Here is a 13,517-nt window from a genome sequence, read left to right on the forward strand (position 1 = left end):
ACTAGTCATCAGAGGATCTGCTTTTCTTTTAAGTAGGATATTACTTGGTTTACACACTCTTCGACCGACATGGTCGATGTATCCAGCGTTACTTCAGGTGCCTCTGGAGGCTCGTACTCTGAGTCAATACCAGTGAAATTCTTAATCTGTCCTGAGCGTGCTTTCTTGTACAGGCCTTTAGGATCTCGTTGCTCACAGGTTTCAAGGGGGGTACTCATGTGCACTTCAACGAATTCACCTTCCTCAACCAGATCGCGCACTAACTGACGCTCGGCTCTGAAAGGTGATATGAACGCAGTGACTACTATCAGCCCTGCATCAACAAAGAGCTTAGACATTTCACCGATACGACGAATGTTCTCTATCCGATCTTCGTCAGTAAAACCAAGGTCTTTGTTAAGGCCGTGCCGGACGTTGTCTCCGTCGAGTAGGTAGGTATGCTGCTTCAGCTCGGCCAGCCGGTGCTCAACGGCATTCGCGATCGTGGACTTACCTGATCCGCTAAACCCAGTGAACCAGACGATGCATGGGCGCTGAGCTTTATGGGCACAACGGCTCTCTTTCGTGACCTTCGAGTCGTGCCATACTACATTGGTTGCTACTGTCATGAGACTCCCTGCACTTCTGCGCTTCTACTGGCTTTCGCTATGGGTCGAAAGGTACCCCAAACTGCACCAGTTTGGAACATGCCAATGCTAGACAATTGGCGGCCAACGGAGAATGTCAGGCGTAGGTGCATTCCAAAGCTTGCCAAAAGACAGGCAGGTCCTTTTCTGCAATGTCATTAATCCCTGCCGCACTCTTTCTGCCACCGCCGCCAAATTGACTTGCCAGGTTATCCGCGCCTGCAGGGTTGTTCTTCGGGGCACGTATGCTTATCTGATAATGCCCTTGCTTATCAGGCAATGCGGTCAGAATTGCGTGAGCGCGCTCGGGGTGCCTGTTTGCCAATTCATTGCCTAACACACCACTCACACGCCGGGCCCAGCGCTCATCTGGCAAGGCGATCATTGCCGCCGTCTCACTCTCTTGATCTGGCTTGATGGTAATACCCTTCGCCATATCGTCATCATAGCCAGTAGTCAGGGTGTTAAATACCTCAGCTTCCTTTGCGATGAATTCAAATGGACTTTTATAGCACACAGCTACTTGGTAAAGCGCGGCAGGTGTGTAGTAAAGGTCCGCCTCAGTAGTGCCGTAGCCGTTATAGTTCATGACAACCCCCAGACGGCTCAGTAACGCCGTTTGCTCAGGCGACAGACCTAGCTGCTGGCAGTACTCGTTGGCAGCGGCAAGCATGTTATCGCCGAAGGCTGCAACAATGGCCCACTCTCGGTACCTTCCACCCAGGTAGTAATCAACAATAAGGCCTGTGCATGTATTCGATGCAGTATTGATGTGAGCATCGAGCCCCTTGTGTTCAGGGATATCACCTGCACGGTGATGATCTGCGTAAAAAACCTTTACTCCATCGCGCAGTGCATGCCGCAATGCTTCTTGATTCTTCTCCATTGATATATCAAGTACTGTCGCTGTATCGCCTTCGTCAAACCCCACCTTACTGAGCAACTTTATATCCCGTTTAACGCCGGTGATAAGAACCGAGCTGCGTGGCTCAGCAAGCCGTAACTGTATAAGGGCGCATATGCCATCTGCATCGCCATTGAATATATCGTAGTGAGCCATAAAGTAATGCCTGTAAGGATTTGCGCGGATAGTATGAAATTGCTACCACCGCGGCAATTGCTTGCTTTGTTAGAAGTTCGTTTTTGGCCTGAACGTAAATAACGTGTCAAACCGAGTATTCTGCTCACTTTTTAACCACATGTGGTTTCCCGCAGCTTGGCACTGCTACCGCTAAGGCGTAAACTACAGTCCAATAAAGTTTTCGCGCCAGCGGAGGAACCGACTCATGCGCAAGTTTATAACTACAGCGGCACTAATTGCCTGCATGCCAATGATGGCTCTAGCCGAGGAGCCAGCTCAGCCGAACGCTGATGCCGCCCAATCTGAACAAGTGACCATCGGTCAGATGATGAGCGAAAATGGTTTGAGCGCCCAGCAGGCGATTCAGGCTGCAATGAGCGCTGACCCAACGCTCTCTCTGACAGATGCCTTAGCTCAGGCTGCTCAGGCAGGTGCCAGCGCTGATGAGCTTCTTCAAGCGGCTCTGGCGATGACCGGAGACAACGAGACTCTGGCTCTACAAGCGCTGTTTGATGCGGCCGAATCCGTTGGTGACGAAGTTCTTTCAATTGCTGCTGTTCGCACTGCAGCTGTGAACGCTGAGATCAGTAACGATGTAATTGAGGCAGCCCTTGAGGGTGCAGGCCTTCCAGCGACAGCAGGAGGTGCGACAGCACAGAATGAAGGCGACACAGGCCAACAGGCAGATACTAACCAATCCAACACAGGCTTTGGTGGTGACACTGGAGCAGACGGTGTCAACGGAGGTGTGAATCCGCCTCCAGCACGAACAGGCCAGCCAATCAGTTGAAGATTGTGACCAACCAAAAGACCCGGCTTACGCCGGGTTTTTTTTTAACTTAGGGTTGGGATATCATCTCGAATCACTCAATAAGGACTCCCTTTGATGGATCGCTGGACTGCCTACTGCGCCCTCATTTTCCTACTACCTTTACCATTTGGGCTTGATACTGCTTGGGCGTGGAATCTAGCGGGTGCAGCTGTATTCTCACTATTGGCATTGGAGTTAAACGCACTGTGTAGTAAGCAAAGAAGCCTTGCTTTACCAACTCTTCCGTTACCAGTAGCCTTGAAGCGTGCTCGCATCTCACTGCTACTCATTTGGGGGGTTCAGTTATATTGCCTGATTCAGTGGTTGCTATGGTCGATTACCCCTCATGACTCCTTACTCTCTTTACAGAAGGGCCTGACTTACGCGGGGGCGTATACATTAACCTTACTTCTAGTTAATTCCCGGCAAAGACTAAACCAACTGATGTGGGTTATTGTCCTTACTGCATCGCTACAAGCTATGTATGGCGCATTTATGACGCTAACCGGGATTGAATACGGCTTTTTTGCTGAAAAAGAGAAGTTTAAGGGGGTCGCCACTGGTACTTACCTAAACCGGAACCATCTGGCAGGTCTTCTGGAAATGTCGATTGCTGTAGGTATAGGCTTGCTTCTAGCAAAGCCTACGATCTACTCCGGCAGCGTTAGACAGAAGCTCAGGACTTTTATTCGTCTACTTCTCAGTAACAAGGTTATTCTTCGGCTACTGCTCGCAGTACTCGTTATTGCCCTTGTTCTGACTCGATCAAGGATGGGGAATACAGCCTTTTTCGCAAGTCTCATGGTTGCGGGAGCCATCGCTTTACTGCTGATGCGCAACAAGACAACAGCAACGACTATTCTACTCGGCAGTCTGTTAGTGATAGATATCGCTATCGTGGGTGCATTCTTCGGAGTCGACAAGGTAGCCGAGCGTTTGCAGAATACATCATCACAAACGGAGAGCCGCGACGAGGTAACCCGTGACACCTTCGACATATTTCTGGAGCAACCCCTAACAGGCATTGGTGCTGGCACCTTCACACATGCATACCCTTCGCTAAAGAGTAGTGATATTACCTCGACCGCATATTACAACAATGCCCACAATGACTACGTGCAATTCCTGGCTGAGTTTGGCCTTCCGGCAACGGCAGCGCTAGCCTTCATCGTGCTCTGGTCACTCTGGCAAAGTATTGTGACGATGCGCGTGAGAAATAGCCATTTGTACCAGGGAGCAGGATTTACTGTAACTATGGCAATAGTGGCCATCGGGATTCACTCTATCGTCGACTTCAACCTCCAAATACCTGCTAACGCTATGATTTTTGTGATATTACTGGCTCTAGCACCGATAGCTCGTTGGACTCCACACTCAACCTCTGGTCGCCGCAGGCGCTCGGCCCGGACTGAATAATGAAATTACAAGCCTCACGACTAAAACTTCCCCCAAATACAACAGGTACAGATTATGTTGTCGGCGACATACATGGGCATGTCACTCAGCTTCTCAATAACCTCGAGGACATAGGCTTCAACAAGGGGTGTGACAGACTGATCTGTGTCGGTGACTTAATCGATCGCGGTCCAGAGTCAATTGAGGCAATCGAACTTCTAGATGAGCCATGGTTTTACGCTGTTATGGGTAATCATGAGTACCTTATGCTGAGTGGCATGAGGCACAAAAACAGCAAAGATCGAATGGTGTGGTTAAAGAACGGGGGGGAGTGGGTAATGCACTCTGCGCCTTCAGAATGGGAAGGCTGGTTAGATAGGATAGAAACACTCCCAATAACGATTGAAGTGAGTACTACTACTGGGATTACTTACGGCATCGTGCACGCTGACTTTCCGGGTGTCCATTGGGATGATTTTGAGAGGTTTGATCAGGCACAACTTTACCGGTGTATCTGGTCGCGAAGTAATTTTAATAGTCGATCAGAGCATAGTGTGCGAGGGATCGATTATCTGTTTCATGGGCATTGCATCAGTGACTTTGAGCTGAAGCTGGGCAATCGCTACTACATTGAGCCTGGGGTTTTTCTGGGCAATGACTTTATCATCAAGAAGCTTTGACGCTGCCAGTCTGGTCTTTTATTGACAATATGACAATTTGAGCCATAATCCAGAGTATTCAATCTGATGCCTAAGTATTGGTTATGTCGGATTATGGATTTGGCTGCTTCTTGAGGAGTGGTTCCTGTGGCTCCTTCGGGGGCCTTTTTTGTGGGTGTAGGATTTCGGTTATCGCGAATAGCCTCCGGCTGATTCGCTCCCACAGGGTAAAAACTTCTGATTCTCTCCCACATGGAAGAAATCCTGATTCGTTCCCACAGGGTAAATCTTCTGATTCGTTCCTCATACCTCTACACCGTAGAAGCACTTCAAGCGGTTTGCTTAGACTTTGTGGGAGCTATTCAGCCAGCTTGCCTGGCTAATAGTGATTGGATTATCGCGAATAGCCTCCGGCTGATTCGCTCCCACAGGGTAAAACTTCTGATTCACTCCCACAGGGAAGAAGTCCTAATTCGCTCCCACAGGGGCGAAATCCTCATTCGTTCCTCATACCGCTACACCATATAAGCACCTCAGGAGCTTTACTTGAACTTTGTGGGAGCTATTCAGCCAGCTTGTCTGGCTAATAGCGATTGGATTATCGCGAATAGCCTCCGGCTGATTCGCTCCCACAGGGTAAATCTTCTGATTCGCTCCCACAGGGTAGAACTTCTGATTCACTCCCACAGGGGCGAAATCCTGATTCGTTCCTAATACCTCTACACCCTAGGAGCGCTTGAAGCGGTTTGCTTAGACTTTGTGGGAGCTATTCAGCCAGCTTGCCTGGCTAATAGCGATTGGGGTATCGCGAATAGCCTCCGGCTGATTCGCTCCCACAGGGGAAAACCCTGATTCACTCCCACAGGGGAAAACCCTGATTCGCTCCCACAGGGTAGAACTTCTGATTCGTTCCTAATACCTCTACACCCTAGGAGCGCTTCAAGCGGTTTGCTTAGACTTTGTGGGAGCTATTCAGCCAGCTTGCCTGGCTAATAGCGATTGGGGTATCGCGAATAGCCTCCGGCTGATTCGCTCCCACAGGGAAGAAATCCTAATTCGCTCCCACAGGATAGAACTTCTGATTCGCTCCCACAGGGGAAAACTTCTGATTCACTCCCACAGGGGAAAATCCTGATCCCCTCCTACATCGGCTGCTTACAACTGGTTGAACAACGACAATCGGCTGATGGTGGTGTAGCTCTGCTGAGCGGCTTCCAGCAGGAATGTCTGCAAACTCAATCGGCTAACGGCTTCGGCAAAATCCACATCCGACAATTCTGACAGCACTTCCTGGCTGACGAGCCGCACGTCGTCGCTGAGGTTTCGTGCATTTTCGACCACGTTTAACCGCGCACCCAGCTGGCTACGCACTTCAGATACGGATGTCTGGGCGTTGGCGAGGTTGGTCAGGGTATCTTCGATCAGAATATCGAGGGTCGCTGAATCCGTCGGGTTATCTTGCAGGGTATCGAGGCCCTGTCGTAAGCGGAATACGGTATCTGTGATGCTTTGTTTCGGGCTGGATTTTGCCAGCACTTCATCGCCCGGCTTCGGGTCACCGGAGATCTTTATGCTGATGCCTGCGGCAACGATTTCAGCACCTTTTGAGTACGCACGATCGGCAATGCCATCAACAACACGACCATCGGATGCACGCCGTATGGTGTAGTTTGGTCCCGGCGGGTCAATAGCAGCCTCAGGATTAAAGGTGACGATCAGGTCATCCGGGTAGAATTCGCCGTAGGCTTCTTCGTCTACCACAAACCCTGCGTTTACCTGAGTCGTGCCTGTGTTCAGCGGGTTGACCGAGGATGTGAAGGTGTTTTTGGCGGCGCGTACATCAACGAACAGTTTTTTGCCGTTGTCGCCTGTCGCAACACGTGTTGTGTCACCGATAGCAAGATAGCGCTGCCCTTCGTCGCCCTGATATTCGTAGCGACCATTGTCTTTCTGTTGAAACGGTTGGGTCGCGCCTTTGAAGCCACCAAAGATAAATTCGCCGTTCGGATCTTTGGTGTTAAAGAGCGCGGCGAGTTGATCTTCGAGTTGGCCGATTTCTGCAGAAATCGCCTGTCGGTCAGTAATGGTGAGCGTACCCGAACCGGCATTGACGGTGAGTTCCTGCAAACGCGTTAAGGCTTCGGTAATGGATTCAAGCGAGGATTCTTCAAGTTTCAGGCGATTGTCAGCGGCCGTCATGTTGCGGTCGTATTGGTCGCGCTGTGCGAGATCCTGCTGCAATTGCAGGATTTTGGTCGATGCAATCGGGTCATCGGCGGGGGTTAACACCCTGCGGCCACTGGAGACCTGCTGCTGTGTTTTATTCACAGACGCCTGCGCATCGAGGATGGCATTGAGGCCAAGGTTAAATGACTGGAGCGTTGCAATTCTCATAGTTTACTCCTCACCCTATCGGAAGGTGCTGATCAGGGTGTCGAAAATATCCCGGGCCACCTGAATGACCTGGGCACTGGCGTTGTAAGCCAGTTCATATTTAATCAGTGCGGCGGCTTCTTCATCGAGGTTCACGCCGGACGTTGCATCCACGGCGGTCTGCGAGTTACGCAACAGCACTTCAGATGAGTCACGATTGATCTGCGCCCGGCTCGTTACTGAGCCAACGACTTCGACAAGGCGCGCATAAGAATCTGAATAACTGCTCTGACCTTTTACTGTTTTGGTGCTTTGCAGTGCCGCCATTTCTACGCCGTTACGGCTGTCAGAAGTGCCGTCGCTGTTAAAGTCGACGGTGAATTCGTCACCGACTTCAGCGATGCCGTCGATATTTACATGAAAACCGAAAGCCACAGGCTCACCCACCGGATCGGTCGGGAAGAGGTTATTGCCCGGCGGTTCGATATTCAGGTCGTAGTGTTCATCGACGATGACTTTGACCTGACCACCAATCGATACTTTATTAGTGCCGACCGTACCTGCACCGCTGACTTCGAGGCGAGGCTGAAAAGTGACCTGCCCTTTTTCGCTGATATCAACGTCGACGTTACCTGAGAACACGTAGCCTGAGTTTTCTATCGCTTGGCGGAATCCATCGAGAAGGTCGTCACCGGTTGCAAACGTGCCGGTCATTTCGAATGAAATTGTGCCCTGAGAAGGATCACTGAACTCGTAAATGTAGGGGCCACCTTCTGAGAAGTCGTAGCCTTCGTATTTACTCAGCGGGTCTTCGGTTTCCATGGCAGTAGCTGTTAACGGGATATCAATGCCGTTGCCTATGCGGAAGCTGTCGCCGGCGTCACCACGCAGTTCGAAGTCGAGATCATCGCCATTTAAATCAATGATGGTCAGTTTGCCGCCGTCGCTTCGGGCAACGATGCCTGCATCCTGCAGTTCGTAGTTGGCATTAATACGGTCGGCCAGGAAGTTCAGAGTGACCGGATCAGGGACTTCAGCCGGATAGTTCGTGTCGTACTGGTTCTGATTTGGTCCCAGGGTTTGCGTCAGTACAACTCCGTTTAAAGTAAATTCGGTATCGAGAAAATCAACGCTATCGGTTTCAAGATCGGTGATCTCAACCGTGGTACGAGCAGACGCCTCAACACCGTCGCGTTTGCTGAGTGATTCTGCAATTTCACGGGCAGTGGCATTTAATGGCGTGATCAATGTGCGCTGGTTGGCGGTTAAGCCGTTGTTCGGATTGGTAAAGCCAATATCAATGCGCTCAGGGAAGAAGCCATTTACTGAGTCTACACTGGTGCCATTCTGTTGATAGGTCGGAGAAACCGGCAGCACACCACCAAAGCTTGTGAACGCGGTTTTACCTTCGTCTTCAGGCAATATGCTGTTACTGATACCCGGCGTGAAGGTCTGATTCATCAGTGGCGGAAATAACGGAATCGGGTTTCCTGGGTCGGTATTATCCAGTACGTCGTATGTGGTCGGTGACGTAAAACGAATCAGAAGCGGTGGCGTCATTTCGCCCTCTTCTGAAAAATACGATGTACCAAGGTCGTACACCTGCCCCTGGTCAATAGTGGCGTTACCACGATTACCAATCGCTGTATCAGTGCTGATTGGAGACGCGAGTGCGACCTGCTCAGCACGGGTAATGTTCATGTCCAGATTCTGAGATTCACGACGCGTCGGTGAAATCAGAAAGCGGTCATTCTGCTGAAACGTGCCTGCTTCGAAACGGATTTCCATTCCGTCAATTTCAATCGACTCAGGAAATGCGCCGCTCAGAGCGTTAGTCTGTAATAACTCACCCGTATCGTTACGGAAAACACGATAGGTATAATCGTCCGGGCCGACAAAACGAATTTCATAGTCACTCGTGGTTAACTGAGTTGCGTCTTTGATTTCGACGGCAATCACCCGATCATCGGGATCTGCGTTATTACGATCTCCCAGCACACGCTGGTAAGTTTTCGTTGGCTCATTAATGTCAGTGAAAAAGTTTTCACCTTTAATGCCATCGTAATCAACGCCTAGTTTGTGCTGATCGTTCATCGTTTGGGCGATAACCAATCCCAAGCGACCAAGCTGGTTGAGGCTCGGATCAAGTACCTGATCACGAAAATCAAGGATGCCGCCGAGTTGTCCGCCAGTAATTTCACGCGTGACGTTCTGAACAGCAGTACCTTTACGGAAATAGATATCCACACGAGAGGGGTCTTTCGCGCCTACATCGGTAAATACTTCGTTGAATTCGTTACCTACCACCAGCGCCTGACCATTACCGATAAAAACGTTGAAGACGCTGTCGTCCTGCTCAACTATATTTACCTGAACATATTCGGATAGCTCTTTTAACAGGCGGTCGCGTTGGTCGAGAAGCTCGCTTGGTTCGATCCCCTGAGCTGATGCTGAGGCAAACTGAATCTGCTCGTTCAGTTCAGCAATGGATTCCGCGATGGTGGTAATCTCACCAGCAATCACTTCCATCTGGCCGTTGATAATATCGTTCTGCTCGAACAGACGATCACTAATAGCGCTGAAGCGATCGACAAGACCATTGGCTTCGCTGATCAATACTTCACGAGCAGGCAGAGATGAAGGGTCGTCCACCGTAGCCTGCAAAGCACCGAACATATTCTCGAGCCCTGGCTGCACACCAGTACCGCTATCGGCGAGTAGGCTATTGATTTGCTCGGCGTTAACCGCCAGAGCATTAAATTCGTTAAACGTTGAGGTGTCGCGGCGCAATTGCTCCGTCAGAAACTGATCGTATACGCGACGAACCGAATCCACATTGACGCCTGAGCCCACCCAAATGCCATTAGTAAACTGCGGATTATTTTCGGTAAAGCTGACTTCCTGACGAGAGTAGCCTTCCGTCCCCGCATTGGTAATGTTGTTACCCGTGATCGTCAGTGCGGTTTGTTGCGCCTTAAGGCCGGAGATACCAATATCGAGAATATTACCCATCCTGGTTCTCCAGCGTAGTGGCGTTCAGCATTTTATTCAGCGTATTGTTGAGAAGATCGCCGTTGTAAATACGCTCTACTTTATTGCCGTAGTTGGGGTCAGTAGCATAGCCACCCTGCTGCAACGCATGGCCGTATGTCTCGCCACTGGATTGCTCGTTAATGGCACTCTGGTAGCGTGTTGAGTCACGCAGGAAGTTCGCGTAATCCTGAAGGCCGTCTTCAAGGGACGCGTACGAACGGAAGTCTGCCTGCTCATTAACTTTTACGCCCTGGCGGTATTCGTGGGTTTGAATACTGACGACGTCACCGCTCCAACGACTGTCGGCTTTAATACCAAAAAGGTTGTTTGATGGACGACCATCTTCACCTTTGATGGTGTATTTACCCCACCCTGTTTCGAGCGCCGCCTGAGCAACAATCGCTTTTGGGTCGACACCCAGATCAGCACCGACGCGTTCAGCGTAAGGGTAAACAGCGGCAACAAACTCTGCCGGAGAGGCAAAGCTTTGCCCCTTAGTACCAGCGCCTGTGGTGGCTGATCGTTCAGATTCAGAAGTGGAGTCATCAACAGGTACTGGACGCTCAGGAATCTTATCGAGTTCTTCTTCAACACGCTTGATGGTTTGCGAAATACCGGAGAAGCGACGGTCGAAAATCTGACTCTGATCGACCTTACCCGTGGCATCTGGGTTCATGCCGTATTGCGACATCAGCTGACGGTGGATAACCTCGGCAAGGCCCGTGCCCTCGCCTTCCGTGAGGGATACAGCCATCTGATCGTCGTACATATTCTGGTAGAAATCGGCTTCCGGAGAGCTGAAAAGAGAGTCTTCAGAAAAGACATCTGAGGCGTCACGCATGGACTTCAGCATCATACTGACGAACATAGATTCGAACTGTTTTGCGACCTCTTTCAACGCGGCATCCTGGTCGGATTTACCCAGCGCACGGATGCCCTGAAGCCCGTTAATATCAGTAAATACGTTTGCCGCGTTGTGTGAATTCTGAATCATGCAATGCACCTCTACAGAGGAAATTGCAAAAGGTGGGCCAAGGTTGGGGGAGTCGCTTCATCTAACCCTATGGGAGCGAATCATCTTACCTGGCCCTGTGAGAAGTTCTCCTGGCCCTGTGAGAAGTTCTCCTAACCCCGTGGGAGCGAATCAGCCGGAGGCTATTCGCGATACCCCCATCGCTATTAGCCAGACAAGCTGGCTGAATAGCTCCCACAAAGAGAAAATCATCAAACAACGAAAGTGATAGCGAACCAATTTACCCTGTGGGAAGCTCCCCTAACCCTGTGGGAGCGAACCAACTTACCTGGCCCTGTGAGAAGTTCTCCTGGCCCTGTGAGAAGTTCTCCTAACCCCGTGGGAAATGAGATGGACCCGTCCCCCTTGTGCCATGATGAGATTGCACAACATCAAACCGGCATCGAAGAAAGAGGGTCCACCTATGAGCAAGTTTAATACGATTGGCATTGATTTGGCTAAACAGATCTTTCAGGTTCATATCAATGATGCAAATGGCAAGAAGCTAAGTTCGAAAAAGCTGAAGCGTAGCCAGTTATTAGATTACATTCGCCAGCAACCGAACGCTCTTGTGGCGATAGAAGCCTGCTCTGGCGCACATTGGTGGGCGAGACAGTTTCAATCTTTGGGGCATGCTGTAAAGGTAATACATCCAGCGTACGTAAAACCGTTCGTTCAGATGCATAAAAACGATCAAAGGGATGCCCAGGCCATTGCCGAAGCGGCGGTCAGACCGAATATTCCAGCAGTGAGTGTGAAGTCACAGGAGCAGTTGGATTTACAGGCGATACATAGAGTCAGGGAGCGGCTAGTAAAAGAAAAAACCGCCATCAGTAATGAGCTGAGAGGGATTTTGGCAGAGTGCGGGATTGTGCTGGCACAAGGCCGCAGTGCCTTAAAAACCGGAGTTCCTCTCATACTCGAAGATGCTGAAAACGGTTTGAGCGATCCTCTGCGGTGTTTAGTGAGTGATCTGATGCAGCAGTGGTATGAACAGGTAGAGCGGATCGCACGCTATGAGCGACAGCTCCAGCAAATCAGTAGGCAAAACGAAGACTGCCAACGCTTGATGAGCATTCCAGGAATAGGCCCAGTCAACGCGACTCTGCTTCTGAGTCATGCAGGGAGCGCTCGGCAGTTTAAAACAGCACGCCATTTTGCGGCGTATTTAGGGCTGGTACCACGACAGCACGCCAGTGGTGGAAAAGAGAAGCTGATGGGTATCACCAAACGCGGCAATAAGCAGGTCAGAAAACAACTGGTTCACGGAGCGAGATCAGCATACCGGGCCTTGCTGGCAAAGACTGATCCATCACGCCTTAAGACATGGTTGATGAGATGTGAAGGCAAACATCCGAACAAAGTAATCGTTGCACTGGCCAACAAGCTAGCGCGAATTATTTGGGTAGTATTAACCAGGCAAACAGCCTACGAAGCCTGAGTCAGGCAGCGTAGATACACAGAGCACGGCAACGTCACGAGGTTGCGCAGACCATTAAGACACGACAGATAAGATCGACTCGTTGAAACCTAACGATTCGCATGGCTCTCAGAAGCCGGGTGGGAGATCAGGACAGCGAGAGCACATCTCATAATGGCCAGAGCACAGAGCTCACAAACAGGTCGGATATAAGCGTGCAATCTCAATCTGAAACGTCGAAATGGCTTGCAACAACGGGACGGGTCCATATAAGCGAATCAGCCGAAGGCTATTCGCGATAAACCCCATCGCTATTAGCCAGGCAAGCTGGCTGAATAGCTCCCACAAAGAGAAAATCATCAAACAACGAAAGTGATAGCGAACCAATTTACCCTGTGGGAAGCTCCCCTAACCCAGTGGGAGCGAACCAACTTACCTTGCCCTGTGGGAAGTTCTCCTAACCCCGTGGGAGCGAATCAGCCGGAGGCTATTCGCGATTAGGAGTTTGCTTGAGCACCACCAGTCAGTTAACCTCAAATATCGCTAATCAAGGATGATTACGTCATGCATGGATACAGCCAGTTAAGGCTTGGCAGACAATCTATAGATAACCAGGTATATCTTCTTACCTTCACTACGCACATGCGCGTAAAGCACTTCCTAGAATGGGAGAATGCCAAGTGCCTGAGCCAATGTATAGAGTCCGAAACGATACTCAAACAAAGCAAGACTCTATGCTGGGTAGTCATGCCTGACCATGTTCATATTCTGATGCAACTTGGCAATTCAGACACTATCTCGAACTATATTCGAAGGCTAAAAGCGGGGGCGAAAAGGCAACTGCTGATCAATGATAAGCTTTGGGCAAAAGGGTTTCATGACAGAGCTATAAGGAAAGAATCAGAATTTCTTCCTACTGCGAGGTATATTGTTGCCAATCCTCTTAGAGCTGGATTAGTCAAAAGTGTAAAAGAGTATCCATTCTGGAATAGTGTCTGGGTTTGAGCAGTATCGCGAATAGCCTTCGGCTGATTCGCTCCCACGGGTAAGAAGAGTTGATTCGCTCCCACATGGTTAGATGAAGCGACTCACTTCCACGACACGGTG

10 protein-coding genes are annotated in these 13,517 nt (G+C 50.2%); 5 read left to right on the top strand and 5 right to left on the bottom strand.

Annotation, left to right across the window (positions count from 1 at the left end; all coding sequences use genetic code 11):
- Positions 1–8 precede the first annotated feature (8 nt).
- Both cysC and AC5E51_RS02915 read right to left on the bottom strand, forming a co-directional pair.
- Positions 9–608 carry an adenylyl-sulfate kinase gene (cysC, locus tag AC5E51_RS02910; protein WP_491778093.1) on the bottom strand — a complete coding sequence of 200 codons (600 nt, stop codon included), beginning with the start codon at positions 606–608 and terminating at the stop codon, positions 9–11.
- 115 nt (positions 609–723) lie between these two features.
- Positions 724–1,686, bottom strand: coding sequence for a DHH family phosphoesterase (locus tag AC5E51_RS02915; RefSeq protein ID WP_491778094.1), 963 nt, complete (start codon positions 1,684–1,686; stop codon positions 724–726).
- A 226-nt stretch (positions 1,687–1,912) separates the two neighbouring features.
- Here AC5E51_RS02915 and AC5E51_RS02920 point away from each other — a divergent pair, with 226 nt between their 5' ends.
- From AC5E51_RS02920 to AC5E51_RS02930, 3 genes are all read left to right on the top strand, one after another.
- Positions 1,913–2,497 carry a hypothetical protein gene (locus tag AC5E51_RS02920; RefSeq protein ID WP_491778095.1) on the top strand — a complete coding sequence of 195 codons (585 nt, stop codon included), beginning with the start codon at positions 1,913–1,915 and terminating at the stop codon, positions 2,495–2,497.
- A gap of 96 nt (positions 2,498–2,593) precedes the next feature.
- Entirely contained in the window at positions 2,594–3,934 is a 1,341-nt protein-coding gene (locus tag AC5E51_RS02925) for an O-antigen ligase family protein (protein WP_297532741.1), read from the top strand.
- Positions 3,934–4,593, top strand: coding sequence for a metallophosphoesterase (locus tag AC5E51_RS02930; protein WP_297532739.1), 660 nt, complete (start codon positions 3,934–3,936; stop codon positions 4,591–4,593). Before AC5E51_RS02925 ends, AC5E51_RS02930 begins: the two co-directional genes overlap by 1 nt.
- 1,134 nt (positions 4,594–5,727) lie before the next feature.
- Here the strand turns inward: AC5E51_RS02930 and flgL are convergent.
- The 3 genes from flgL to flgJ are packed head-to-tail and all read right to left on the bottom strand — an operon-like array spanning position 5,728 to position 10,972.
- Positions 5,728–6,966: a flagellar hook-associated protein FlgL gene (gene flgL, locus AC5E51_RS02935; RefSeq protein ID WP_297532737.1), complete on the bottom strand. Its 1,239-nt coding sequence runs from the start codon at positions 6,964–6,966 to the stop codon at positions 5,728–5,730.
- 15 nt (positions 6,967–6,981) lie between these two features.
- Complete coding sequence (gene flgK, locus AC5E51_RS02940) at positions 6,982–9,957, bottom strand: flagellar hook-associated protein FlgK (protein WP_491778096.1); 2,976 nt, start codon at positions 9,955–9,957, stop codon at positions 6,982–6,984.
- Positions 9,950–10,972 (bottom strand): flagellar assembly peptidoglycan hydrolase FlgJ, encoded by a 1,023-nt coding sequence (flgJ, locus tag AC5E51_RS02945; protein WP_491778097.1) that lies wholly within the window; start codon positions 10,970–10,972, stop codon positions 9,950–9,952. The genes flgK and flgJ overlap by 8 nt, the downstream gene beginning before the upstream one ends.
- Before the next feature lie 442 nt (positions 10,973–11,414).
- On the opposite strand from flgJ, the gene AC5E51_RS02950 reads away from it, so the two are divergent.
- Positions 11,415–12,431, top strand: a complete 1,017-nt coding sequence (locus tag AC5E51_RS02950; RefSeq protein WP_491778098.1) for an IS110 family RNA-guided transposase — start codon at positions 11,415–11,417, stop codon at positions 12,429–12,431.
- Positions 12,432–12,974: 543 nt separating this feature from the next.
- Positions 12,975–13,415: an REP-associated tyrosine transposase gene (locus AC5E51_RS02955; RefSeq protein ID WP_491778099.1), complete on the top strand. Its 441-nt coding sequence runs from the start codon at positions 12,975–12,977 to the stop codon at positions 13,413–13,415.
- Positions 13,416–13,517 lie beyond the last annotated feature (102 nt).

The organism is Thalassolituus sp., from assembly GCF_984348125.1.

What these genes read in the sequence shown, in the direction of transcription:
- cysC (WP_491778093.1), bottom strand. Translation starts at nt 608, where the DNA reads ATGACAGTAGCAACCAATGTAGTATGGCACGACTCGAAGGTCACGAAA.
- AC5E51_RS02915 (WP_491778094.1), bottom strand. Translation starts at nt 1,686, where the DNA reads ATGGCTCACTACGATATATTCAATGGCGATGCAGATGGCATATGCGCC.
- AC5E51_RS02920 (WP_491778095.1), top strand. Translation starts at nt 1,913, where the DNA reads ATGCGCAAGTTTATAACTACAGCGGCACTAATTGCCTGCATGCCAATG.
- AC5E51_RS02925 (WP_297532741.1), top strand. Translation starts at nt 2,594, where the DNA reads ATGGATCGCTGGACTGCCTACTGCGCCCTCATTTTCCTACTACCTTTA.
- AC5E51_RS02930 (WP_297532739.1), top strand. Translation starts at nt 3,934, where the DNA reads ATGAAATTACAAGCCTCACGACTAAAACTTCCCCCAAATACAACAGGT.
- flgL (WP_297532737.1), bottom strand. Translation starts at nt 6,966, where the DNA reads ATGAGAATTGCAACGCTCCAGTCATTTAACCTTGGCCTCAATGCCATC.
- flgK (WP_491778096.1), bottom strand. Translation starts at nt 9,957, where the DNA reads ATGGGTAATATTCTCGATATTGGTATCTCCGGCCTTAAGGCGCAACAA.
- flgJ (WP_491778097.1), bottom strand. Translation starts at nt 10,972, where the DNA reads ATGATTCAGAATTCACACAACGCGGCAAACGTATTTACTGATATTAAC.
- AC5E51_RS02950 (WP_491778098.1), top strand. Translation starts at nt 11,415, where the DNA reads ATGAGCAAGTTTAATACGATTGGCATTGATTTGGCTAAACAGATCTTT.
- AC5E51_RS02955 (WP_491778099.1), top strand. Translation starts at nt 12,975, where the DNA reads ATGCATGGATACAGCCAGTTAAGGCTTGGCAGACAATCTATAGATAAC.